This is a genomic window from Bacillus sp. FSL H8-0516 (genome assembly GCF_038635285.1).
In the GTDB taxonomy this organism is placed as follows: Bacteria; Bacillota; Bacilli; order Bacillales; family Bacillaceae; genus Bacillus; species Bacillus safensis.
Genome location: NZ_CP152051.1, coordinates 242,482 through 267,318, shown reverse-complemented (window position 1 = coordinate 267,318; position 24,837 = coordinate 242,482). Strand labels below are relative to the sequence as shown.

Annotated in this window: 23 protein-coding genes; 10 read left to right on the top strand and 13 right to left on the bottom strand. The window is 43.6% G+C overall.

Translation table 11 applies throughout. The features are described 5' to 3' along the window. Positions 1 to 6: 6 nt before the first annotated feature. A complete protein-coding gene (locus MHB67_RS01480; RefSeq protein ID WP_056764962.1) occupies positions 7 to 1,515 on the bottom strand; it encodes an AMP-binding protein in 1,509 nt (502 codons plus the stop codon). 262 nt (positions 1,516 to 1,777) lie between these two features. Here MHB67_RS01480 and MHB67_RS01475 point away from each other — a divergent pair, with 262 nt between their 5' ends. Then, on the top strand, positions 1,778 to 2,215 hold the full coding sequence (locus tag MHB67_RS01475; RefSeq protein ID WP_012008812.1) for a MarR family transcriptional regulator: 438 nt from the start codon (positions 1,778 to 1,780) through the stop codon (positions 2,213 to 2,215). Between the two features lie 208 nt (positions 2,216 to 2,423). Here the strand turns inward: MHB67_RS01475 and MHB67_RS01470 are convergent, their stop codons facing one another. From MHB67_RS01470 to MHB67_RS01455, 4 genes are all read right to left on the bottom strand, one after another. Next, on the bottom strand, positions 2,424 to 3,557 hold the full coding sequence (locus tag MHB67_RS01470) for a zinc-dependent alcohol dehydrogenase (protein ID WP_073203639.1): 1,134 nt from the start codon (positions 3,555 to 3,557) through the stop codon (positions 2,424 to 2,426). Positions 3,558 to 3,715: 158 nt separating this feature from the next. After that, the gene (locus tag MHB67_RS01465) at positions 3,716 to 4,738 is read right to left on the bottom strand and encodes a quercetin 2,3-dioxygenase (RefSeq protein WP_073203637.1); all 1,023 of its coding nucleotides are present in this window, start codon (positions 4,736 to 4,738) and stop codon (positions 3,716 to 3,718) included. Between the two features lie 80 nt (positions 4,739 to 4,818). Then, complete coding sequence (locus MHB67_RS01460) at positions 4,819 to 5,391, bottom strand: TetR/AcrR family transcriptional regulator (RefSeq protein WP_024424384.1); 573 nt, start codon at positions 5,389 to 5,391, stop codon at positions 4,819 to 4,821. 37 nt (positions 5,392 to 5,428) lie between these two features. Then, complete coding sequence (locus MHB67_RS01455; RefSeq protein ID WP_342492731.1) at positions 5,429 to 6,910, bottom strand: amidase; 1,482 nt, start codon at positions 6,908 to 6,910, stop codon at positions 5,429 to 5,431. 187 nt (positions 6,911 to 7,097) lie between these two features. Here MHB67_RS01455 and MHB67_RS01450 point away from each other — a divergent pair, with 187 nt between their 5' ends. Further along, entirely contained in the window at positions 7,098 to 8,711 is a 1,614-nt protein-coding gene (locus MHB67_RS01450) for a S8 family peptidase (protein ID WP_073203635.1), read from the top strand. A gap of 40 nt (positions 8,712 to 8,751) precedes the next feature. Here the strand turns inward: MHB67_RS01450 and MHB67_RS01445 are convergent, their stop codons facing one another. Then, on the bottom strand, positions 8,752 to 9,291 hold the full coding sequence (locus MHB67_RS01445) for a DUF402 domain-containing protein (RefSeq protein WP_073203632.1): 540 nt from the start codon (positions 9,289 to 9,291) through the stop codon (positions 8,752 to 8,754). 111 nt (positions 9,292 to 9,402) lie between these two features. Between MHB67_RS01445 and MHB67_RS01440 the strand changes: the two genes are divergently transcribed. Continuing rightward, positions 9,403 to 9,606 carry a hypothetical protein gene (locus MHB67_RS01440; protein ID WP_034621634.1) on the top strand — a complete coding sequence of 68 codons (204 nt, stop codon included), beginning with the start codon at positions 9,403 to 9,405 and terminating at the stop codon, positions 9,604 to 9,606. A gap of 58 nt (positions 9,607 to 9,664) precedes the next feature. Here MHB67_RS01440 and MHB67_RS01435 read toward each other — a convergent pair whose 3' ends face one another. Next, complete coding sequence (locus MHB67_RS01435; protein WP_024427428.1) at positions 9,665 to 10,201, bottom strand: GNAT family N-acetyltransferase; 537 nt, start codon at positions 10,199 to 10,201, stop codon at positions 9,665 to 9,667. 213 nt (positions 10,202 to 10,414) lie between these two features. Between MHB67_RS01435 and MHB67_RS01430 the strand changes: the two genes are divergently transcribed. After that, a complete protein-coding gene (locus MHB67_RS01430; RefSeq protein ID WP_044333487.1) occupies positions 10,415 to 11,632 on the top strand; it encodes a multidrug effflux MFS transporter in 1,218 nt (405 codons plus the stop codon). A 213-nt stretch (positions 11,633 to 11,845) separates the two neighbouring features. Here MHB67_RS01430 and MHB67_RS01425 read toward each other — a convergent pair whose 3' ends face one another. The 4 genes from MHB67_RS01425 to MHB67_RS01410 all read right to left on the bottom strand — a co-directional run bounded on the left by MHB67_RS01425 (position 11,846) and on the right by MHB67_RS01410 (position 13,838). Further along, entirely contained in the window at positions 11,846 to 12,016 is a 171-nt protein-coding gene (locus MHB67_RS01425) for a hypothetical protein (protein ID WP_165585035.1), read from the bottom strand. Continuing rightward, on the bottom strand, positions 12,013 to 12,600 hold the full coding sequence (locus MHB67_RS01420) for a DUF1700 domain-containing protein (protein WP_234107546.1): 588 nt from the start codon (positions 12,598 to 12,600) through the stop codon (positions 12,013 to 12,015). The genes MHB67_RS01425 and MHB67_RS01420 overlap by 4 nt, the downstream gene beginning before the upstream one ends. Further along, entirely contained in the window at positions 12,593 to 12,910 is a 318-nt protein-coding gene (locus tag MHB67_RS01415; RefSeq protein ID WP_024424392.1) for a PadR family transcriptional regulator, read from the bottom strand. Before MHB67_RS01415 ends, MHB67_RS01420 begins: the two co-directional genes overlap by 8 nt. A gap of 97 nt (positions 12,911 to 13,007) precedes the next feature. Further along, a complete protein-coding gene (locus MHB67_RS01410; protein ID WP_024424393.1) occupies positions 13,008 to 13,838 on the bottom strand; it encodes a YitT family protein in 831 nt (276 codons plus the stop codon). A gap of 338 nt (positions 13,839 to 14,176) precedes the next feature. Here MHB67_RS01410 and mmuM point away from each other — a divergent pair, with 338 nt between their 5' ends. Both mmuM and mmuP read left to right on the top strand, forming a co-directional pair. After that, positions 14,177 to 15,115, top strand: a complete 939-nt coding sequence (gene mmuM, locus MHB67_RS01405) for a homocysteine S-methyltransferase (protein WP_034621712.1) — start codon at positions 14,177 to 14,179, stop codon at positions 15,113 to 15,115. Positions 15,116 to 15,161: 46 nt separating this feature from the next. Then, positions 15,162 to 16,565 carry an S-methylmethionine permease gene (gene mmuP, locus MHB67_RS01400; RefSeq protein ID WP_133744700.1) on the top strand — a complete coding sequence of 468 codons (1,404 nt, stop codon included), beginning with the start codon at positions 15,162 to 15,164 and terminating at the stop codon, positions 16,563 to 16,565. 139 nt (positions 16,566 to 16,704) lie between these two features. Here mmuP and MHB67_RS01395 read toward each other — a convergent pair whose 3' ends face one another. Next, positions 16,705 to 17,187, bottom strand: a complete 483-nt coding sequence (locus MHB67_RS01395; RefSeq protein WP_044333477.1) for an Ig-like domain-containing protein — start codon at positions 17,185 to 17,187, stop codon at positions 16,705 to 16,707. A 108-nt stretch (positions 17,188 to 17,295) separates the two neighbouring features. Then, a complete protein-coding gene (locus MHB67_RS01390) occupies positions 17,296 to 19,962 on the bottom strand; it encodes a S8 family peptidase (RefSeq protein WP_122631545.1) in 2,667 nt (888 codons plus the stop codon). 179 nt (positions 19,963 to 20,141) lie between these two features. On the opposite strand from MHB67_RS01390, the gene MHB67_RS01385 reads away from it, so the two are divergent. From MHB67_RS01385 to mngB, 4 genes are read left to right on the top strand one after another with little or no spacing between them, the layout of a single operon-like run. After that, complete coding sequence (locus tag MHB67_RS01385; protein ID WP_226340863.1) at positions 20,142 to 20,663, top strand: PTS sugar transporter subunit IIA; 522 nt, start codon at positions 20,142 to 20,144, stop codon at positions 20,661 to 20,663. Then, positions 20,660 to 20,989 carry a fructose PTS transporter subunit IIB gene (locus tag MHB67_RS01380; protein ID WP_024424400.1) on the top strand — a complete coding sequence of 110 codons (330 nt, stop codon included), beginning with the start codon at positions 20,660 to 20,662 and terminating at the stop codon, positions 20,987 to 20,989. The genes MHB67_RS01385 and MHB67_RS01380 overlap by 4 nt, the downstream gene beginning before the upstream one ends. Before the next feature lie 35 nt (positions 20,990 to 21,024). After that, positions 21,025 to 22,143: a PTS fructose transporter subunit IIC gene (locus MHB67_RS01375; protein ID WP_024424401.1), complete on the top strand. Its 1,119-nt coding sequence runs from the start codon at positions 21,025 to 21,027 to the stop codon at positions 22,141 to 22,143. Between the two features lie 28 nt (positions 22,144 to 22,171). Then, positions 22,172 to 24,835, top strand: coding sequence for a mannosylglycerate hydrolase (gene mngB / locus MHB67_RS01370; RefSeq protein ID WP_342492730.1), 2,664 nt, complete (start codon positions 22,172 to 22,174; stop codon positions 24,833 to 24,835). The last annotated feature ends 2 nt before the right edge of the window (positions 24,836 to 24,837 follow it).

The window sequence follows — 24,837 nt, the reverse complement described above, 5'->3', positions numbered from 1 at the left end:
TAGGTACTAAGCATTCACAACCAATTCACGTAAATCTTTCTTCATAATTTTACCAAGCTTGTTTTTTGGCAGATCACTGATGAAATGAATGGATGGCACTTTGTAATCTGCCAAACGTTCCTGACAATAGTTCACCACATCTTCTTCGCAGAAATCGGCGGATTCGTCTTTTACGATATACGCACTTGGCACTTCACCATATAATTCGTCTGGCACCCCGATGACAGCTGATTCAATCACACCTGGTATTTGTTCAATGACTTCTTCTACTTGGTCAGGATAGATATTGTCTCCGCCGTATAAAATGACATCTTTGTATCTGCCTGTGATAAATAGAAAACCATCTTCATCTAGATAGCCTGCATCTCCCATATGGAACCAGCCATCTTTGAGTACCTTCGCAGTAGCGTCAGGCTGATGATAATAGCCTAAGAAATAAAATGGGCTTCTCATGACAACTTCGCCAATTTCTCCAGCTGGCAGTGTTTCCTCAGTCTCAGGATGAACGATTTTCACTTCTACATCTGGATCCACTTTACCAGCAGAGCCCATTTTATCCTCGCCCATCGCAGGATGCCACGCACTGACAACCCATGCTTCCGTGCTTCCGTAGCCATGCATCATCTGAATGCCTGCTTCTTTGTAGTCCTTAATCAAACGGACCGGCACCTTCGTACCGCCAGAAATCGCAATTTCAAAGGATGAAAGGTCATACGAACCGCGCTTCATTTCTTCCAGCATGTACGTATAAGCTGATGGGAAAGCCATCATGAACGTTATTCTTTCTTTTTCGATCGTTTCTAAAATGCGCTTCGGCGTTGCATCATGTAAGAAAACAAGTGTATACCCTTCAATGGCAGCAGCGATCAGATGATTAATTGAACTCATATGATAGAGAGGGTGACTCGCCAAGTACCGTTTCCCTTTCAAGTCAAATCCTCGATTCCCGCGTCTTGTTAAAAATTGATAGATTCGTCCATGTCCGACCATACAGCCTTTTGGATTCCCCGTTGTCCCAGAGGTAAATAAGATCATCGCTAGATCCTCTTCTGATACCTCTTCCGCAAGATCACTGCCATCATTTGAAGCCAATATGTCTTCAAACAGCTGCGTTGTTTTCGCATTTACACCAGATTCCACCATGAGACAGTTGTCTAAAGACACATTCACCGCAGAAATAATCTCACGGAATTCTCGGTCAAAAAATAAAGCCTTTGGCTCTGCTTTTTTCAAAATACCCTCCAGCTCAAATGAAGTAAGCTGCCAGCTAAGCGGAACTGCGACTGCACCTGCTTTAATGGCTGCCAGCATAATCGTTGAAAAGTGATGATGGTTTTGACAAATAAAGCAAACGCGGTCACCTTTTCGAATTCCTTTTTGATTTAAGTAATGAGCAAGCTGGTCGATGCGTTTTGCATATTCTTCAAATGTATAAGACACCCCTCCGCCAGTTACCGCCTCAATTTGTGAAGAGCGTTCCATTCTGTCGTTTAGTAATGCCTGTAAAGTATTCAATATCTTCATCTCCAAACGTTTGATTTCCAATAGCCAATTTCCAGCGAATTGGGTTGGCAGATTTTATCTCATTCACATTCTAAAATAAAAACAGCTGAAAGTAAAATCATTTCATTTTGGAATTGTTCTTTATATTAATTGATAATATAGGTAATTTTATAGCCGTCTTCCATTTTGGTTTAAATCATGATGATTATTATGATAAGATAGACCTAGTAATTGATCGGAAAATGCGAATGCAATAGGAAAAGAGGTATGGAGAATGCAACATTTCGAGCTAGAGGCAAGTTTGTTAGACCATGCACTGACGAAGTATTTAAAGGCGACGAAACAAATAGATGAAGAAAATATTCCGAAAAACGTGACGAATGTTAAAGGGTTTATTTTACGTATCATCTACCGCCATCAATCATGTACTGTGAAAAATATTCTGCAGGAAGTTTCATTATCTCCCTCTGCAACAACAACCGCTCTCAATCACTTAGAAGACGAAGGGCTGATCATCCGCTCTCGAAATAATAATGACCGCCGTACTGTGTGGATTGAACTCTCTGAATCGGGTGAACAAATTGCTAAACAAATGATCGACAATCGCCAGCTGCTTGTGAATCAATTGTTCAACCACCTTTCAGAGGAAGATAAAAAAACATTTTTTGAATTAATCGAAAAAATGATGGACGAGCACACATTAAAGGCTTAGGAATACTCCTAAGCCTTTAGATTTTTGACAAAGGGCTAAAAGCCCTTTGTCTTCTTTTCAGCGTCATAGAAAACCTTTGCAGCCCTAGGAAGGACGAGTACTGGAGCGGAGCGAATTAAACATTCGTGAGCACCGGCACGCAGACCTGACACCGAATGCGAAGGTTTGTCTACACGCTGAGGCTTAGGAATACTCCTAAGCCTTCTTTTTATGGCTTTAAAACGACCTTTATACAATCATCCTGTTTGTCATTGAAGATGTGGTACGCATGTGCAGCTTCATCTAATGGTAATTTGTGAGTGATAATGGCTCTAGGATCAATTTCACCGCTTGTCACTTTTTGATAGAGCTTTGACATGTATCCTCTCGCCGGGGCTTGGCCCATTTTCAGGGTGACGTTTCTTGCGAAAAAAGCGCCTAATGGAAACATGTTGTACAGGCCGCCGTACACACCCGTCATCTGCACTGTTCCACATTTGCGAACGGCTTTTGTGGCAATTTGAATGGGTCCGATCGTTCCGCCTTGCAGCTTGAGCTTTTGCTCAATTTTTTCAAGCGGCGACTTCTTCCCGTCCATTCCCACACAATCAATCACAACATCGGCCCCGCCCTTGGTGAGCTCCTTTAACGTTTCTCCCATGTCGGGATCTTCTGTAAAGTCAAAGACCTCAACGCCGCTCATTCGTTTTGCATGCCGTAGGCGGTAATCAATGTAATCGACGGCAATCACACGTTCTGCTCCTTTTTGCCAAGCAAATTGCTGTGCCATTAACCCAACAGGTCCGCAGCCTAGCACGATGACCGTATCGCCTTTTTTCACACCTGCGTGCTCTACACTCCAATAGGCGGTTGGCAGGACATCTGATAAGAACAGCAATTGTTCATCCTCCAGCTCACAATCTTCTGGGATCTTAAACGGTGTATAGTTGCCAAAAGGTACGCGTAAATACTCTGCCTGTCCTCCGGGGTAATTCCCATATTTCTCACTATAGCCAAAAAGTCCACCCGAATCGTAGTGCGGGTTTGAGTTGTCACATTGGCTTTCTAAGTGATGATCGCAATATTGGCATTTACCACATGCAACTGTAAATGGAATGACGACACGGTCTCCCTTTTTTACGGCTGTGACATCCGGGCCAACTTCCTCCACAATCCCCATTGGTTCATGCCCAATCACATAGCCGATTGGAAGCGGGAAATTCCCCTGATACAAATGTAAATCTGATCCACAAATTGCTGTTGATGTAATACGTATGATCACATCTTCCCGATCTTGAATCCACGGTGCATCTACTTTCTTCACTGCAATGCTATTTTTCCCTTGATAAGTAACAGCTCTCACATGGATTTCCTCCTTTAGCTCAAGTCATCTTTACATAGCTTCACCTTGAATGAATGGTTCATTCATCAAATGAGAAATTTATGTGGAGGAGGCAAAAAACAAAAAAAGCCTGTCGATTGTTTCGACAGACTCATGATGTCGTGTAACGCGTTACACACTTATTCCTTTTCGACAAAAAACAAATCATATTGAGTTGAAGTCTCCCGATTGAACATGAAATTCCCTTCTTGAATAAAATAGGGGCATATATTTGGGCTTGGAGATTCTTCAAACTGCTCATACACCTGCTCAATTTCTCCTGGAAGCAGCAAAACCAACATTTTATTTGAATGAGACACAAATTCATAAGAGTGGATCGTATCCGGCGGGATATAGACAAAGTCACCCGGCATCAAGCAAATATCCTCTCCGTTCAAATGAAGGTTCATCTTCCCTTCAACACAATAGATTGCTTCTGTATGAACTTGATGATAATGCGGCGGGAAATATTTCTCCTTCGCTCCTTCAACCACAAAATGACTGAATCCGCCTCCTGTTGTTTCTACTGTTGCAATCAGCTCATGAATCTGACCATCAATGATGTATTGCTTCCCTTCACCAGCCTCTAATACATAAGGCTGTACCTCGTGAGGAAGCTGACTATGAAATAAAACGGAGGGCCTCGTTGTATTAGACAGTTCTCTGATTCCATGCATCAGGATGATATCGCTTTCTTTTTCAGCCTGCTGAAAACTGGTTGCATCGAAAGCATAATGAGTCATAGACCATTTATTCTGAAAAAGCCTCTTCCCAATTTGCTGATAGACATCTGTCATTTTTCCGCCCAGCGTATATGAAATAAATCTTGTTTTATGACTATGCATTCTGTAGCCATGAATCGTTTTGGGCGGGATATGAATATAATCAAAGGCTGTGACCATGTATTTTTTACCGTCCAGCATCACTTCAAGCTTTCCTTCCAGCACAAAAATGGTTTCAAATAAGTGCTCATGACAGTGCAGCGGGAAATATGCTCCTTTCCCACCTGTGATTAAGGCAAGCTCAAACAGCTGATTCGTTTGATTTGCTTCTGCCAGCATATGAACAAGCTGATTCTCCAGCCCATACATCTTTCCGGAACCAGACACGGTATAAAAAGGGGTACCTTCGGATTGCTTCATCGATTGCGGTTGCTCCGACATCCCATCACTCCTCATGACAAATTGACTATCTATATTATATAGACCAATTGATATAATAGATAGACAATATGCGAGAGATTTTACTCTTCCCGCATAAATAAGTGTCTAAGGTAACTTTTTACGTGTTCTAAAGGGGTCGTTTGCTTGAGTGCAGTGGTCATCGATAAACCCCCGATGACCATTGAGTGAAGGAGAGAAGCCAGCTCATCCGCTTTGTTTTCTTCATACCCGCTGTTCATTAGCTTTTCTTTTACAAGCTCCTGCCAGCGGATCATTTCTTGTTTGCATGCAGCATGAAGCTGCGCGTTTTCAGGCTTGGACTCTGCCGCAAGCAAGACAATTGGAATCCCTCTTTCACTTTCTTTCTCCATAAATCCTCGAATGATCTTTGTCATAAAACGATCGATAGCGATATATGGGTCATCCGAATAGGCAAAGCCTTCTTCAATTTGATTGATGACCTTTTGACTAATGTATTCAACAGATGCAATGGCCAGCTCTTCTTTTCCATTTGGAAAGTAATAATAAAGAGAGCCTTTAGGTGTGCCGCTCTCTCTGATAATTTGATTCAATCCTGTCGCATGGTATCCCTGTTTACGTAAAAGAAGTGCTGCCGTTTGAATGATTTTATCCTTCGTACTCACGTGTGACACTCTTTTCCCTCCATAGACCAAAGTCGCTTATCATGCGTTATTGATTTAATTGACTAGTTCCTTTCCAAATCGAGGATGTTTCCATTTCCGCCGCAAGCCTGAGCAGCCAGTCCTCTTTTCCTTTAGGTGCTGTCACTTGTACCCCTAAAGGCATGCCCGCGCTAGTCAGATGAACAGGAACACTCATTGATGGCTGACCTGTTAAGTTGGCAAGCTGTGTAAATGGGGTGTAGGTCAAGCTCTTGAGGAACATGTCATAAATAAGATCCTGCTGCGCTTGCATGGAAAGAGATGACACACGTAAAAGTGCGGCTGTTTCCTGATCTGAATGCATAAGCTCACCAACCTTTGGAGCTGAATAGGCAGTAGCTGGTGTCACATAGAGATCGTAGGTTTGATGAAATGATGCCATTTGTGCAGCAGCCCGATCCCACGCATCAAGACTTTCTGTATAAGCAGCAGCGGTCACATTCTTGCCAGCCTCCGCCAGCACCCATGCCACGATGTCCGTTTCCTCCGGCTTTACTGGACGCCCTAACGAACGAGCCAAGGAAGTGAATAACGCAGACATTTCTCCGCTGTTCATCACGTAATATTGCTGCATGAGATGAATCCCATCAATTTCCGGCTTGGTTTCCTCTACTTGATGACCTTGCTCACTCAGCCATTTCACTGTTTGCTGAACCGCCTGCTTCGCCTCCTCACTGACCTTCGTGCCAACTGGAGATTCTACGCTGTAAGCAATTCGCATAGAAGATGTACGTTTCACCAGATCCTCTTGGTAACTGCCATCGTATAATGGGGTTTGGAAAGCAGCTTCAGGCTGAATGACTTGAAGAAGATCAAGAAGGGCTGCACTGTCCCGCACTGTTTTTGTGAGTGTAAAGTCAATGGAAGCCCCTTGCCACTGCCTTCCTGCGCCTGGGCCTACTGGCGTTCTTCCCCGCGTAGGCTTAAGGCCGAACAAACCGGTAAAGGATGCTGGAATCCGGATGGAACCACCGCCATCACTTGCTCCGCCAGCAGGTACAATGCCGCTTGCAACAGCTGCTGCTGTACCGCCGCTTGAGCCTCCCGGAGAATAGTCCGTATTCCAAGGATTTCTCGTTGGACCATGTAACGCAGGCTCCGTCACATTTCTTAAACCGAATTCCGGTGTATTTGTATGTCCGATCATGAGAAAACCAGCCTGCTTCAACCGATCAACAAAGTGCGAATCCGAATTTGCTTTTACATCCTTTAACAGCAAAGCTCCTGCTGTCAGCGGTTCATTTTTAATCCCTTGTGATATATTTTTCAGCACAAACGGAACGCCCGCAAATGGCTGATACTCATGTAACACCTTGATATCTTTTAAAACTTGTTCTTGTCTTGTCCGTATCACAGCGTTTAGTTCTGGATTGACCTCATTCAATCTATCAAATGCCGCCTGCATAAGCTCCTCGGGCGTTACCTGCTTATTCCGCACAAGTGCTGCCAAGCCAGTCGCATCATACGTCATATACTCTTTTACGTTCATCAGCATGTCCTTCTTTCTCTTATCATGATGTCTCTATTGTCTACTAGAATTCTATGAATTTCAATTTCAGGTTACTTGTAAAAATAACTTTCTGAACAAGACGACAATTCTACTATCCCATCCCTCTGCTTTCTCCGATATAATAGAGAAAAAAAGACCGAGGTCATCGGATGAGAGGAGCCACGCATTGAAAAAGAAATTACTTATCGTCATTGCGTTTCTTCTTGCGTTGACAACTGCTTTGCCCTTCCATTCGCAGGCAGCTGCACCGCCAAAAGAAACAGATGTCATCATCGTCTATAAAAATCAAAAAGGAAAACAAACAGCTATTGAGGAAAGTGAGAAAGTGAACGCACAGTACATACATCTTCCGGCTGTCGCTGTGACAGCAGATGAACAAGCGGTCACCTCACTCAAAAAAGACCCAAACATCGCTTACGTCTCAAAAAACGTAAAGGTCAAACTCGCGGCTTCTACTGTGAAGAAAACAGCCGCTGCTACTAATCAGGATGCATTGGTACAAAAATCTTACAATCTGCAAAAACTAAATATAAAGCAAGCAATAAAAGAAGGCGTCACTGGTAAAAATGTAAAAGTAGCCGTTTTAGATACTGGTATTTTCTCACACGAGGATTTAAAGGTATCCGGCGGTAAATCATTCGTGAACTACACATCCTCTTATAAAGATGATGAAGGACATGGCACACATGTCGCCGGCACGATTGGTGCGCTTAATAACGATTATGGAACAGTCGGCGTCGCTTCTGGTGTGAAGTTGTATGCTGTGAAAGTGTTAGATAAAAAGGGAGAAGGCGACCTATATAGTCTGCTTCGAGGCATCGATTGGGCGATTACCAACAAGATGGACATTATTAATTTAAGTTTAGGCTTTGAAGACAATATCCCAATCTTGCATTCAGCAGTAGATGAAGCATATAAAAAAGGACTGCTCGTGGTTGCTGCAAGCGGAAATGATGGGAAAAAGAATCATATTAGCTATCCAGCCGCTTACAATAGCGTCATTGCCGTTTCTGCAACAACTTCCAAAGATAAACTCGCGTCTATCTCGAATACAGGGAAAGGGATTGAATTTTCTGCCCCTGGCGAGAACGTTATCAGCACTTATTTAAAAAATGAATATTGGTATGCAACGGGGACATCACAAGCCACGCCGCATGTCACAGGAATGCTGGCACTGTTAAAGCAGCTTCATCCGAAGAAAACAAATGCACAGCTTCGCACTTTATTGCGCAGCTATACAGTGGATCTTGGCGCAAAAGGGAAGGATCCGCAATTCGGCTATGGCCGCGTGCAATATGTGCCGCAATCCACCTTTTTAAAGGCTGCGGCCAGTGCTGTCAAAACAGCCGAAACATCTAAAAAGCAGGCAGATGTCAATCAAGCCAAAACGAGAATTGGCCGGCTCACTGCAAGCAAGCAAAAAACAGCACTCACAGAACGGGTGAAGAAAGTCCAAGCAGCCATTGATATCCGCTCGGCACGTGCAAAGGTCAAAACAGCCGAAAAGAACAAAACACAGGGCGCTATTAAAAGTGCTCAAACGGCCATCAAAAAACTAAATAAAGGCAAAGAAAAAACAAGCCTGCAAAACCGGCTCGACAAAGTTAAAAAACAAGTCGCTTATCAAAAGAAAGTGACGGACGCTAAACAAAAGGTCAAAAAAGCAGAAACCAAACGAACAAAGAAAACAAAAGCAGCGGCTCAAAGCGCTGTCAAACAGCTAAAAGCCTCCAAAACAAAAACCAATTTACAAAAACGATTAAACCGTATTAAGGTTTAACAGAAAAAAACGATTCCTTTCAGCGAGGAATCGTTTTTTTCTATCTCAACATCGGCTCAAACAAGCTGTGATGATATTTCCCTTCGGCATCTGCCCTCACTTGATTGAGAATGCTTTCTAACGAAGCTGTCACGCTCTCTAATGCCCGCCGCACTGTACCGTGTTCAAAATCCGCTAAACTCTCCGGCAATTCATCTTCATCCAGCACAAAGACATCACCATTCGGAAGAACGAGAAGATCAATAATGAGGTCTTCAAACATGACCAGCTGGCCGTTGAACTGTGTATCTCCCACAATATTAAAATAAGATCCTAGTTCCTTCCCTTGATCATCTCTCCAGAAATATATGTTATAAGGACGATCCTTCCAATAATAGGCGGTCGTATAGCTCCCTTTTGGAATGGTTAGAGCACCCTCACCTGCCCTCATCGTAAACGGTTCTTCAATCTTGTGAAACAGCACAGCCTGCTGCTCCTTTGTGTCTAACAGCTGACAGGTATGTTCCACAACTTTCTGATCGTATTTGATTTTTCTCTCGATGACTTCATCCCAACGATTCGCATGCAGCGAAAACAACATGTCACAACTCCCTCTAAACATCTCGTTTCTTTCCAGTATACACCGATTTTTTTTGAAGAAATAAAGGATTGCCTCTTTTACTTATGGAAGACCTATGATGAGGTGAAATAAATGAACGGAATCACGATTCTTGAAAATTTTACACAGCTTGGACAAATCATTCTCATGATTTGCGGCTATGTCCTTTATTGGCAGCTGGTGAAAACGAAGAGAGAACGAAAGCTGTCTCCTTACGAGCGCATGTTAAAATTCTTTGTCATGTTCGGTTTCATCTCGTGGGTGGTATCCTATTGGGCGCTGGCACTGTGGGCGTAAATTGAAAAAAGGAAGAGCTGTCCATGGAGGTAAGCTCTTCCTTTTGCTGCACATTATATTATGAGCCTGCCGGCTGTTCTTTCTTGATCACATATTGATAGCTCTTGACATGTGTCCCATTTTGGTTCACAAATTCTTTATCAAGCGCACGCTCAAAGCCCATTCTTTCATATAGGCGAATGGCAGCCTGCATTTTATCAGATGTATGAAGATACAGGACATTTTCGCCCCATGATTGCGTCAGTTCAATACTTTTACGCAGCAATGATTCTGCAATGCCTTTTCCCCTCACATCGGGATCTACTCCTAAAAACCGGACGATGGCTGATGTAATGCCCATTTCAGGTTTGTCATACGCTTGCTCTGATGACCGGAACATTTGAAGCGTCCCCACGACCTTGCCGTCAAGTTCCGCCACAAGCATCAGCTCCATGTTCGGATTATCTACAGCTGCTGCAAGCGCGGCAGAATAATTTTGCCAGCCTTCCTCTGTAAATTGAGGCTCATACTGTGCATAGGATTTGATCAGCACGCGTGTGATGGCCTCATGATCTTCTTTGACTGCTTGACGAATGATCAGCTCTTGCTGCTTCATGTCAGCACCTCCTGCTCTCTATTAGTGGGTATACGCATCATACAATCACTGCATGCGATCACCTTACTCTTTTCTCTACTCATTCAATGTAAAGAGTCTCATTCGAAAGATCAATCATTTTGCACGGAATCATCTTTGAAAATTTTTCATTGAAAAGGAACGCTTGATTCATTATGCTGTGTTGAGGAAGTATACGAGGAGTGTTGTCATCATATGAGTTCTTTATCTTATCCCCAAGAATCGAAAAAAAGTCGATTTCTCCTAGCCGCATTGCTCGGATCTTTAACAGCCCTTGCTCCGCTGGCAATGGATATGTATTTACCTGCTTTGCCTCATATTGCTCGTGATTTTGAGGCGAGCACGGCGTTGTCTCAATTAAGTCTGATGGCTTGTCTCATTGGACTGGCGCTTGGCCAGCTGATTGCAGGTCCGATCAGCGATACGATCGGCAGAAGAAAGCCGCTGATGATTGGTTTGGTCATCTTTATTGTTGCATCCCTTCTTTGTACAGTGGTCACATCGATTTGGACATTCATTCTTCTTAGATTGATTCAAGGACTTGCTGGTTCAGCTGGCATTGTCATTGCACGAGCCATTGTCCGAGATCATTATGAAGGATCAGAAATGACGAAATTCTTTGCACTGCTGATGTTAGTCAACGGGGTTGCTCCGGCAGCCGCGCCTATTGCAGGCGGACAGATTTTACGCTTCACGACATGGCAGGGTGTATTTGTCCTACTCGGAATTCTCGGGGCATTGATGCTGCTGAGATCGATTTTTTCACTGCAAGAAAGCTTACCCGCAGAGCGTAGACAGACGGGGGGCTTTCAACAGATTGCAGGCGCGATGAAAATTTTAGCCAGTGATCGTCTCTTTGTTGGATATGCTCTCTCACAAGGTCTTGTATTCGCAGCGATGTTTGCCTATATTTCTGGTTCACCGTTTGTGCTTCAGGAAATTTTCAACCTTTCTCCACAAGGATTTAGTGCGGCCTTTGCGGTAAATAGTCTTGGAATCATCACGGCTGGACAAGTATTTGCCCGAGTCGCTGCGAAAATCGGCGAAGAGAAAGTCCTTCGCATTGGATTGCTGACAGCTGCATTAGGCGGAGTCACTTTATTTTTGATGATCTCGATTGATGCAGGATTGTACGGCATTCTGATTCCGCTGTTTTTTGTTGTCTCAAGTGTTGGAATTGTCGGCACCTCTGCGCCGTCTCTTGCGATGCAGCATCACGGAGCGCATGCAGGAAGTGCAGCTGCACTGATCGGTGTTGCGCAAATGCTGCTAGGCGCTTGCATGACACCTCTTGTCGGACTAGCCGGAAGCCAAACAGCCTTTCCAATGGGTCTGATCATCATGCTTTGTGATCTAGGCGCACTTTGCTGTTATTTCTTCTTTGTGGCCCGGGCGAAAAAAAGACCCGCATAAGCGGGTTTTTTTAGACTGTTGACAAAGGGCTAAAATGATCTTGATTTTAGCTCTTTGTCTTCTTTTCAGCGTGATAGAAAACCTTTGCAGCCCTAGGAAGGACGAGCATCGGAGCGGAGCGAATTTGACATTCGTGAGCATCGGAGCGCAGAACTGACAAAGAATGCGAGGGTTTGTCTACACGCTGAGACACATAAGCGGGTTTTTCATTTATTATGGTTTGCTCCAATTGATGGTGCGGAACACGTTGCTCTGGTCATTGTTGTGATATGCATCTAGATCAAAGCCTGATATGCCAAAACCAATTGCCATGACAATTCCTCCGGCAACGGTGAAGATGATCCCCCATTTGATGACTTGCTTTTTTAAATCGTTCACGTTCATACTCTCACGACCTTCTTTTTAAACATTCCCATGAATGCCTTAGTGGTTTGAATAGTTATTTGCACAAATAGCTTTGTCAAATACGCCGTGGCTATGCCGCTTAATAATCCGACACCTAATAGAAGAATACCAACACCAATCTGCGTCACCACCACATGCAAACCGTCCTGAAAGATAAATGGAGAACCAATGATACTCCAAAAACCGCCGAGCAGACCAGTAAGCGTCAATGTACCTGTCACGAGTGGAATGCACCAAATCACCATATACACAGAAAGAATCAGCAGAAAGACTGTTGCTAGAATACTGCCCCATAACGGAAAACCTAAAATGAGAATGGAGAGTCTTGTGGCTTTTTCTCCAAACGTCGGCACCTGAACGGTTTTTATTCCTTGTTCCTTCATAATCCCTTCAGCGATCATAGCAGGCTGCCCGACTTGATGAACCGCTTCCTGTTCACTGTAGCCATCTTCCTGATAATCCTCAATCATTTCATCGTAGTATTCGATAAACCGATCACTATCTTTGTCGCCTAGAAGATGCAGATGCTTCTTTAGGCTGCTCAAAAATTCTTTTTTATTCATTGCCCTGTCCTCCAGAAATAAAGTCGTAAATCGCCATCACCTGATCCCATTCCTCTAAAAACTGCGCCATATGCTCCCGCCCGCTTTCTGTCATGCGGTAGTATTTTCTTAATCGACTGTTATGTTCCTGGGAATAGGTCTCCACATAATTGTTTTGCTCTAAACGCTTTAAAATCGGATACAATGTCGATTCTGAAATCTCAATACAATGGGACATATCTTTAATGATTTGATAACCATAGGAATCGCCTTTCTTTAATACCGCCAGTACACAAAATTCCAGTAATCCTTTTTTTAATTGTGCATTCATGTTTACAACTCCTAACTCTTTATACTATACATTACATAGTATTGTGTGACAAGAGGTATAGAGAATAAAAAAAGACCCGTTTTAGGGTCTTTCATTTTTATATATTCACAAATCCTTCTCCGAACACATCGCGTACGTCATGGACAACAACGAATGCGTCTCGATCTATTTTCTTAATAATTTTCTTAAGGCGCATGAGCTCCTGCTTTTGAATGACCGCGTACAGAATTTCCTTCGATTCCTTTGAATAATGACCTCGTCCGTTTAAAATCGTGACGCCTCGGTCCAGGGTGTGATTGATTTCTTCCGCAATATCATCTTTGCATGAAGAAATAATCGTCACTGCCTTTTTCGTGTTAAGTCCTTCTATCACAAAGTCCATCACCTTTGTCGCCACGTACAGCATCACAATGGTAAACATTAATTTTTCCGCACCAATAATAAAATAGGAAGCAAATACAACGATCAGATCAAAGAACAAGATGGCATAGCTCACGTTCCAGTCTAAATACTTGTTGGCAATTCTTCCGAGAATGGCAGAACCCGCCGTTGTTCCACCGGCTCTGAGCACAAGACCAATCCCAATTCCGATGATAATTCCTGCAAAAATCGCTCCAATGATCAATTCATGTACATTCACGACCCATGTTGTGGTCAAGTGTAAAAATAGAGAGTTACTTGCAACGGCAACCACCGTATAAATCGTGGTCTTTTTGTCCAAGTATTTATATCCCACAAGTAATAAGATCGCATTCAACACAAGGTTCGTCAGCCACGGTGCTATTTCAAACAAATAATAAAAAATGATGGACAGCCCCGTGACACCGCCTTCACCAAATTCAAGCGGAATGACAAACATGTTCACTGCTGCGGCAAATAAAAAAGAACCAACTAGAATCATCGCTATATCTTTTACACATTTTTTCAATTTCTTCTTTCCTCCTTTTTTAAGAATATAAAAAACCCTCTTTCTGCACGAAAGAAGACAGTCGTTGGACAACATAAAAATCAAAAGACGGCGCGCCTTTTGATGAAGCTTTCTGAAATCAATCTTTCCATAATATATATCTCTTTTTAGAGGCTGTCAATGACTTGGTTTTCTATTATTTTGACTGCATTTTTATGCATCAAAACCCGCATGTTTTCAGGGTTTTTCCGCCCTACGATGCTTTTTCCTCTCCTTGACAAAAACACTTTAGTCATTTAAACTACTGCCTCATATCATATCCATTATTTCCGATCTAAAAAGGAGGCTGTTTGATTCCAATGAATCCTATTCAAAGCCGTTTACAGGCTCACGCACCTTTGATTTTAGACGGTGCATTAGCAACAGAGCTTGAACGAAAGGGCTGTAACTTAAACGATCGTTTATGGTCAGCCAAAATACTTATTGAACAGCCACAATTGATTCAGCAAGTACACTTGGACTACTTCCAAGCAGGTGCTGACTGCGCAACAACCGCCAGTTACCAAACAACGATTGAAGGCTTTGCTGAAAAAGGCTATACAAAAGAAGAAGCAATTGAACTTATGAAACGCTCTGTCACTCTAGCGAAAGAGGCACGCGATCTTTTTTGGCAGGATGAAGCGCGTCGTGAAGGACGGACAAAACCATTTGTCGCTGGATCTGTGGGGCCATTCGGCGCTTATTTGTCTGATGGTTCAGAATATAAAGGAAATTACGGACTCTCAGAGCAGGCTCTCATTGATTTTCACAGGCCAAGAATTCAGGCATTAGTAGAAGCGGGTGCAGATATTCTTGCCTGCGAAACGATTCCTTGTCTGATTGAAGCAACTGCCATTGCAAAGCTGCTGCAAGATGAATTCAGCGGGACATCTGCTTGGATCACATTCAGCGCAAAGGATGGCCTGCACATTAGTGAAGGTGATTCTATACGAGAATGTGTACAGGCGCTTGAGCCTTATGAACAAATCGCTGCTGTCGGTGTGAACTGTACGCCGCCGCAATTTATTACTTCTCTTATTCAAGAGATGAAAAAGGGAACGAGCAAACCGATTGTGGTTTATCCAAACTCAGGTGAAATATATGATCCTGAAGAAAAGGTATGGAACGGAGATACGTCTCATCTTACTTTTGGGGAATGTGCGCATCAATGGTACAAAGACGGCGCGCATATCATCGGCGGCTGCTGCCGGACGACCCCAGAAGATATCAATGACATCTTAAAACGAACCACATCATAGCATCATGAATCATCACACATACTTCTAAGCAAAAGGGCGGGAAGACATGGAACAAGCAAAAGATCAGTCACAACAATATCAACGAAAAATGACGAGCCGGCACCTGTTCATGCTTTCTCTTGGCGGCGTCATTGGAACAGGGCTCTTTTTAAGCTCCGGGTATACCATCAATCAGGCCGGACCTGCGGGGACCATTCTTGCCTATCTTGTCGGGGCTTTAATTGTCTACCTCGTGATGCTTTGTTTAGGCGAGCTGTCTGTCGCAATGCCGGTCACAGGGGCTTTTCATACGTATGCAACAAAATACATTGGACCTGGTACAGGCTATACGGTCGCTTGGCTATACTGGCTGACATGGACAGTGGCACTCGGTTCGGAATTTACAGCGGCAGGACTATTAATGCAGCGCTGGTTTCCAGACACTTCGGTTTGGATGTGGAGTGGCGTTTTTGCTCTTCTCATCTTTTTACTGAATGCATTTACAGTCAAGTTTTTTGCAGAATCAGAGTTTTGGTTTTCCAGTATTAAAGTGATGGCTATTATTCTCTTTATTATTCTTGGCGGAGCTGCAATGTTTGGTTTGATCCCATTAAAGGGCGGTGAGGCCGCTCCGTTCTTTTCTAATTTCACTGGCGAAGGCGGACTTTTCCCAAACGGCTTTTTACCGATTTTAATGACGATGCTTGCTGTCAATTTTGCTTTTTCAGGTACAGAGTTGATTGGGATTGCTGCGGGTGAGAGCGTCAATCCTGACGAGACCATTCCAAGAGCCATTCGCACAACCGTCCTGCGTCTCGTCCTGTTTTTCGTTGGAACGATCGTTGTGTTGGCTGGCTTGATTCCAGTAGAAGAAGCCGGGGTGATCAAAAGCCCATTTGTCGTGGTATTTGACCGTATCGGGATTCCTTATGCCGCAGATTTCATGAATTTTGTCATCCTGACCGCGATCTTATCTGCCGCAAACTCAGGATTATACGCATCATCTCGTATGCTTTGGTCGCTTTCTGAGGAACGGACACTTCCTAAAAAACTGGCGAAGCTGACGTCAAAAGGCATTCCTTTGAATGCACTCATTTTAAGTATGATCGGTGGTATTCTTTCTTTGCTATCGAGCGTGATCGCACCAGAAACGGTATACCTTGTCCTTGTGTCAATCTCTGGACTGGCCGTTGTGGTCGTATGGATGGGGATTGCTGCCTCACAGTTGATGTTCCGGAAAAGATTTTTACAGGAAGGCGGACAGCTTCATGATTTATCCTTTCGAACACCGCTCTATCCAGTAGTTCCGATTGCAGCCTTCCTCCTATGTCTTGCATCTGTCATCGGCATTGCCTTTGACCCAAATCAGCGGATTGCCCTCATCTGCGGCATTCCTTTCATTGCGCTCTGCTATGCTGCCTATTACGTAACAGCTTGGATTCAGAAAAAACGAGAAAAACCTGGTGTATAAACATCAGGGTTTTTTCATTGACAAAAAAGGATATCGCTAGTAAAAGTGTTTGTTTATCGACTCTTTCGGTTGCCGCCCAGCAGGTTTGCTAACAAAAAGAAAAGGATGTCACCTGATGACATCCTTTTTTTCTATGAGATTAGTAACGTGATGTATATGCCAAATGGTACACACTTGTGACATTTGAAGATAGTTTGATGTCGTTTGACGTGAACGTCACTGGAACGACATCGTAGTAATGTGTTGACCAGCCTGCATTATTGTATGATTGGTAGCCTGCACCTGCAGGAACTTGAAACGTCAGCGAAAACTGTCCATTCTCATCTGTAGTGCCTGTCGCTGTTTGAGCATATGATTTGATGGCTGCTTCAAAATAAAGCTTGATCGGCTGATTAGGCATGAGGTTTCCGCTTGCATCTTTTAGTGTCCCTTTAAACGTAGCTGGATAATAAGAACCCACGCGATATTTACTGCCATAGCCGTAATTCACTATTCCACTATCGGCTGCTGTGACACTTGTTACTTCTACTGATGCTGGTACTGCACCTGTTTCTTCAGCATGTGCAAAGCTTGGGAATACGAGAAGCAATGATAGAACGAAAGCAAACATGATTTTTTTCATCGATAAATCCTCCTTTTTTTTCCTACTATTTTACTATCGACATTAATTGGTATTTTTCCAGTTAAAAACAAAAAAACTTCCCTTTTTTTAGAAAGGGAAGTCCTTTTTTTATTTTTTCACAACCACTTTTACCGCTTTGCTTTCTCTTTTTCTCACATCTGATGCGGTCACATATAAAACCGTTTTGGCTTTTTGTGGTTTTATTTGGGCAGTAAATGCGCCCTTGCTATTGGTTTTGACTGTTTTGATGACTTTCTTTGATTTGTTTTTCACTTTAATGGTCAAACCTGCACCCGCAGTCCCTTTGACGGCTTTACTTTTGACTGTTACTTTGCTAACTTTCGGCTTAGCTGGTGCTTTGCCTTTTTTCACGACGGTTTTGAGCGTCGTAGCGGCCTTTCCTTTTGACATTTTAATGTGAAGGACCTTGTTTTTGTTCTGATGCTTAATCTTCACACTAAAGGTTCCTTTTTTGCCTGCTGTACCTTTTCCAAGCAGCGTTTTGCCTCTATACACAGCAATAGCAGCACCGGCTTTTGCTTTACCTGTCACCTTTTGATGCTGATCTTCCACTTTGTTCACTGATGCATTCAATTCGACAGCACTTAATGCAGCAAATGCATTCAGTCTACCATGTCCTGTCATCCAATCAATTCCTGGGATTTTCGGATCGACAATTGGCTCCTCGTTTTCATCATAGAAAACGTCGTCTTTTCCATCAATAGATTTAAATGAGATGTCATCTGCTGTACTTTGCAAAAGATTTCTCACTTGATTTGGCTTTAAGGATGGATTTTTAGAAAGCAGTAACCCTGCTGCTGCTGCTACATATGGTGTCGCCATTGATGTCCCGCTAAGGTATGAGACATTCCCATCAGGCATGAGGCTCGGAATATCCGACCCTGGGGCTGACATGCTCAGTCCTTTGCCATAGCTTGAGAACTCAGCGGCAATATCCATACGGTTGCTTGCACCAACCGCCATTGCGTATTTTGATGTCGCAGGGTAGCCCATTTCTGGTACGCCATCATTTCCACTTGCCACGACGACTAGTACATTTCTTTGAGCAGCATAATTCATGGCATATTCAATCACTCTGCTGTAGTAGCCGCCAAGGCTCATGTTGATGACCTTTGCGCCTTTGTCCACTGCATGCTTGATTCCAAGCGCAATATGCTCTGTATCGCCAAAGCCATAGGCATCCAGCACCTTCACCGGAATGATGCCCGTATGTTGATTGAGACCTGCCATTGAGTAATGATTATCGGATTTTGCGGCAATGATGCCTGCCACATGCGTACCGTGTCCATTGTCATCAATCGCATCTTTGTTTCGTCCAATGAGATTCGCACCTAAGTCTGTACGAACAGTCCCGTTTAAATCTGTCAAACGGCTGTCTACACCTGTATCCACAACAGCAATTAATGTTTGCTTCATTTTGCTTGTGCCAATCAGTGTATTCATTTGTTCAAATTTGACGTCAGCGCCTTTTTTCCCGCTGTTTTGCGCACTGTTTTTCAGCGGCCACTGATAACCATACTGCGCGTCGTTGCTTAGCGCACGATACGTTTGAACAGGCTCTGCAAATTCAACATTCGGCATGCTGGAAAGCTTTCTTGCCGTGCTCTTGATCGCCGCTTTGCCTGCTTTTAGTGTCTTTCCAGCTGATTCTTGCCCTGCTGGCACATCATAGACATACATTCCTTTGAATAAAGGACTAACTGACTGTGATGTCACACGGTTTTCTTGGATGCCGTAGCTTTTCATTTTCTTTTTCGCAGATTGAAGTGTTTGGCCATCCTTTAATTTAAAAATGATCTTATTCGTTTTAACCTTCTCTTCTTTTACAAGCTTTTGTTTCTCTAATACATAACCAACTGACTTTCCTTCAAGCTGATCGAAGCCAATTTTTTGACTGACGGCTTCTAATTCCTTTTTTAAATATGCTGGACTTGCTTCTTTGAGCATATCAAAAAGGGAGCCGATCGCCTGTTGTTCTTTTTCTGTTACGATATGACCACTAAATGCACCATTTTTCTCTACGTCACTTAGCAGTGTTTTTAATGTGAGCAGATGGTTGTAAACCTTTTGCTGCTCTTTTTGATGTTTGATGAGCTTTGATTTGAGAAACGGCTTTGTCTTTTGGAGCAGACGCGAAAGCTTTTGACCTTCTGCCGTTTCATTGAATCGTTTATCTTCGATTGTACGAATCGATTGAAGAATTTCACGCCCGTACTTTTTCTCAATAATGATGATTTCAGGCTCATCTTCTTCAGGAAAAACAGGTTCAGAAGGCGGAAGATTAGCTCCTTTATATCCGATTGTATATGCCGCATCCTCTTCCTCATCACGGCTGTCTTCCTCTGACCCTAAATAGAGCACTTTGACATAATAGGGACCTGACCATGCATGCGGGAAGTTGATCTCTGTCTCTCCGCTCGCTGTGTCCACGCGATATCTTGAATATGTGTCATCCTTCATCGCTCTGTCCTTGCTTGGATAGACCGATACGGACAGCACTTGTTTACTTTTCACAGAAATTTGCATGTGTGTATGTTTTGCCACCTCTTGTGCAGATGGCGTGATTTCATACCACGACTCTTCCTTTTCATTCTGTAATGTCCCTGAAATGACTTCACCATTTTTTAACCCAATGGCTTCATTGACACTTGTTCCATGACTGGCAGCTGCTGCCTCGTATCCAGGTAATGCTGCCATACATAGAATGATGGCCATGAGTACGATCACACAGGATTTGACCTGCTTTTTGAACATGAAAAGACCCCCTTATCTTTTATGATACCTTGGAAGAATATCACAGAAATACATATAGTAGAATCTGTTTTTTACATAATTAAACTCGTTTTAAGCTAGGATTTGAGATATTCAGTCAGCAAGACGGATAGCTTCATAAACTTTTTGCCATTTCAAACGGAAAATGATGCTATTTAACCATGCTGAAAAGTACATTACAATCAACTTGTAAGCGCTTAACAAACAAGAGAGAAGGGATCAGCTTGTTCCAAAAAGATCATGTTTTCACACAAGTAAACGGACGATCAAAGAATGAGATTTTACAATACATTTCCGAGAAAGCTGAAGACCTTCAGATTACAAACAATCAGGCGGGGCTATTAGCAGATTTGTTGACACGCGAAGACGAAGTCTCAACAGGACTTCAGCAAGGCTTCGCCATTCCACATACAAAAAGCTCCGCTGTACAAACGGCTTCACTTCTTTTTTTAGAACTTGAACAACCCATTGAATGGGGAAGCTTCGATGATTTGCCCACAAGCTATTTATTTACACTGCTCGTTCCATTAGAAGAAGCAAATGTCACACATCTGAAATTACTGTCAGGTATTGCGACCAGTCTAATGGAACCTGCTTTTATCGAGAAGATTCAACCAGGTCAAACAGCTGATTACTATTACGAAGTCATTGAACAACAATTGAAAGAGGGGATTACACAATGAAAATTGTCGGTGTCACTTCATGTCCAGCAGGGTTAGCTCATACTCCAATGGCAGCCAAAGCGTTAGAAAATGCAGGTAAACAGCTCGGACACGAGATCAAAATCGAACAGCAGGGGATTATGGGACAGGTGAACGGCATTACAGCAGAGGAAGCACAGCAGGCAGACCTCTGCATCATTGCTTCAAATCAGCATATCAACGATGCGGAACGCTTCTCAGGCATTCCCACTGTACGTGTCGAAATCGGACGTGCCCTAAAAAATGCCGAGCAAATTATCACTAAAGCTGTAGCACTTGTTGAAAAGAAAAAGTCTGAATCTCAATAAACATGAGCAATGCCATATAGAAAGGAGCAAAGAAAATGAAAGCAAAATTAAAAGTCATTGAAGGCCATCTCATGACCGGTATTTCTTATATTCTTCCTGTAATCATCGGTGCCTCACTTATCGTTGGTTTAGCAAAACTGGTCGGGTTAGGGTTTGGTGTTTCAGATTTAAACACCTATAAGGATGCTGGCGGCATACTGCACGGTGCCTATTTAATGGAGCAGGTTGGCTGGACAGGTATTGGCTTAATGAACGTTCTGCTCGCTGGATTTATCGCCTATTCCATTGCGGATAAATCAGGTCTTGCAGCCGGTTTTATCGGCGGTGCTCTCGCCAGCTCAACCAATGCTGGTTTTATTGGTGCCGTCATTGCAGGCTTCTTCGCAGGATATGTTGCTCTTTTTGTGAAAAGAAAAATTCAAATTCAAGGCTCTGCAGCTGGGCTCGTCCCTCTGCTCATCCTGCCGCTTATTACCGTTGGCTTAACCGGACTTCTTATGTCAGTTCTGCTAGGCGGCCCATTAGGCGCTTTGAACACAGCCTTAATTGAATGGATCAAAGGTATGGTCGCTGATGGAACAAGCACACTCGCACTCGCTCTCATTTTAGGTGCGATGATTGGCTTCGATCTTGGCGGACCGGTGAATAAATCAGCGTGGATGGCTGGTAACGCCCTCTTTCTATCAGGTGTCTACCTCCCTGCCATTCTCGTCAATATTGCGATTGTCATTCCACCGCTTGGATACGGGCTTGCGACATTGATTCGAAAACGCAACTTCTCCCCAACCTTTAGAGAAGCAGGACGAGGCGGCCTTGTCATGGGCATTATCGGTATTACGGAAGGGGCGATCCCTTTTACCCTCGTCAATCCTTTGAAATTGATTCCGCTCAATGTTGTCGCATGTGCTGTTGGAAGCGGGGTCGCTGCATTATTAGGAGTTCATGACATCATGCCGCCAATTGGCGGGCTATACGGCTTCTTCTCAGTCGGAAACTGGTGGGCTTATTTAATTGGAGCTCTAACTGGCGCACTCGTCATCGGTATTGGCGCCAACCTACTTGTGAATTTCTCTGAGAAAAAAGAGCCAAAAACGCCGGAACATGATCAGAAGCAGAAAGAAGAAGACGATTTTGACCTTGTGCTAGAAGGATAATTTGAACGAAGAAAGGTGTCGTTGATCAATGACTGTCAATGTACATGTGATTCCACATACTCACTGGGACCGGGAATGGTATTTCACCACCTCCCGCTCCCGTATTTACTTAATGAAAAGCGTAATGGACATCTTAGATACCCTTGAAACAGATGAAAGGTTCCATTACTTCATGCTCGATGCCCAGGCTTCCTTATTAGATGATTATCTGAAATGGCGGCCAGAGGATGAGAATCGAATCAAAAAGCTTGTCACAGCGAAACGTCTCATCATCGGCCCATGGTATACCCAAACCGACCAGCTCGTCATTTCAGGTGAATCGATTGTGCGGAACCTACAATATGGGATTGAACGCTGTCAACAGTTCGGCCACGTGATGAAAGTCGGCTATGTCCCTGACTCCTTCGGTCAATCCGCACAAATGCCTCAAATTTATCGCGGATTCGGTATTGTCGATACAGCATTTTGGCGCGGCGTTTCTGACCATATGACGAACCATACTGAATTCAATTGGCGCGGTACTGACGGCAGTGAAGTCTTTGCTGTGAATCTGCCATTTGGCTACTACTATGGTGGAAATATCCCTGAGAAGGATGAGGACTTACAAGCCTTTTTATCTGAAAAAATCGGTGCACTGCAAGCAAAGGCCACCACAAAGAATGTCTATTTCCCGAATGGCTTTGACCAAGCACCGATTCGCAAAAACCTGCCTGATTTATTAGAAAAAGCCAATGAACTTGACGAGCATCACTATGAAATCAGCAGTTTAGAAGATTATATTGCAGCCGTGAAAAAAGAGCGGACATCTTTTGAGACATTACACGGAGAGCTCATTCACGCGAAGCATATGAGGATTCACAAATCGATCTTTTCAACACGAGCGGATTTAAAAATCTTAAACAATCAAATTGAAAACTATCTCGTGAATGTGATGGAGCCCATCCTAACGATCAGCTATTCTCTCGGACACGACTATCCGCATGATACGGTTCGCGATATTTGGTACCTCATGTTTGAAAATGCAGCGCATGACAGCATTGGCGGCTGTAATAGCGACACGACAAATCAAGACGTCTTCTTCCGCTACAAACAGGCAAAGGAAATCGCCGAGAATCTTGTGGACTTACACATGCGTCTCATCGCTATTCGACTGCAAACAGAGCAGGAAATCACATTCACCTTGTTCAATACCCTGCCTTCAAAGCGTTCTGAAGTCATTGAAGTCGAAACCTTTATCACAGAACGTCCATTTACGTTAAAGGATGCTAATGGAAGAACGCTTCAGTACACAGTGAAAGGCAAAACCGATGTCACAGATTATGTGCTGGCACAGCAAATTTCTCTTAACCCAAGTAAAGAAGTGTACATGCCAAAGCAAGTATGGAAAGCTGTGCTGCTGATTGAAGCCCTCGACTTACCGTCAGTAGGTTATACACAAGTCAGCATGATCTTCGATGAATCAAGCAAATCGGCATGGGAACAAACTGAAGGACGCGTGATTGAAAATATGTATTACCGCATTGCGGCAAATGACAACGGATCACTGGACATCACAGATAAACAAACTGGCCGGACATTCTCTGAGCAAATGATCTTTGAAGACAATGGAGATGATGGGGATTCCTACAACTATTCACCCCCTCGTGAGGATCTGTATGTGTCATCCAAGGATCTTTCATCAGCCGACATCTCTGTGGCTAAAAGCGGCCTGCAGCAAGAGCTGACCATCAAGCTTCAGCTCACTGTCCCTTACGACCTAGAGGAGCGCTCTAAGCAATTGGCTGCGACTTCACTTCCGATCACAGCAAAGATAGCATTAAACAAAGACGATGCTGTCATCCGTTTTCATGTAGATGTGGACAACCATGCGTTAGATCATCGCCTGCGCGTTCTTTTTGATACAGGCATCGCATCAAACGTATCACTGAGCGATCAACAGTTTGGTACAATCGAACGCCCAACAGAGCTGACGCAAGAGCTAGAATGGTGGATCAATGAACATTGGGAAGAAAAACCGATCACCATTGAACCGATGCAATCCTTTGTCGCACTTCGTGATGAAGCATATGGTGCCGCTCTGTTGACCGACTGCGTGAGAGAATATCAGATCACAGGAGAAGGCTATACAACGATTGCATATACGCTCTTCCGCTGTTTCGGAAAAATGGGGAAAGAAAACCTTCTTTACCGTCCAGGACGCGCATCTGGGGAAAAAATTGTTGATACACCTGACGCTCAGCTGCAAGGTGCATTGTCATTCTCATTTGGAATGCACTATAGCAAGGACGCAGTCAGCGAGGGACACTTAGCACAGCTTGCCAAACGGTACACCACCCCTGTTCAATGCTACGAGCGGGCAGACTTTTTAAACGGTCGTTTAATTTTCTCTTTCCGAGATGAAAAAGAAGACTTACAATCTACTTATAGCCTGCTTGACATTGAGACAGATGGTGCCATTCTAAGCGCTCTGAAAAAAGAAGAGCATGGAACAGGCATTGTCATTCGTCTCTTCAATCCATATTTAACGCGTCAAACAGCCGCTTCAATCAATAGTTCATCTCTACAACACGGAGAAACAGCGAATTTAGGAGAAACACCTGAAGGACATATACTCAAAGCACAACATGGATCATTACACATTGAACCGCTTACACCTTGTCAGGTACAAACCTACATTGTAAAGAAAAAATGAAC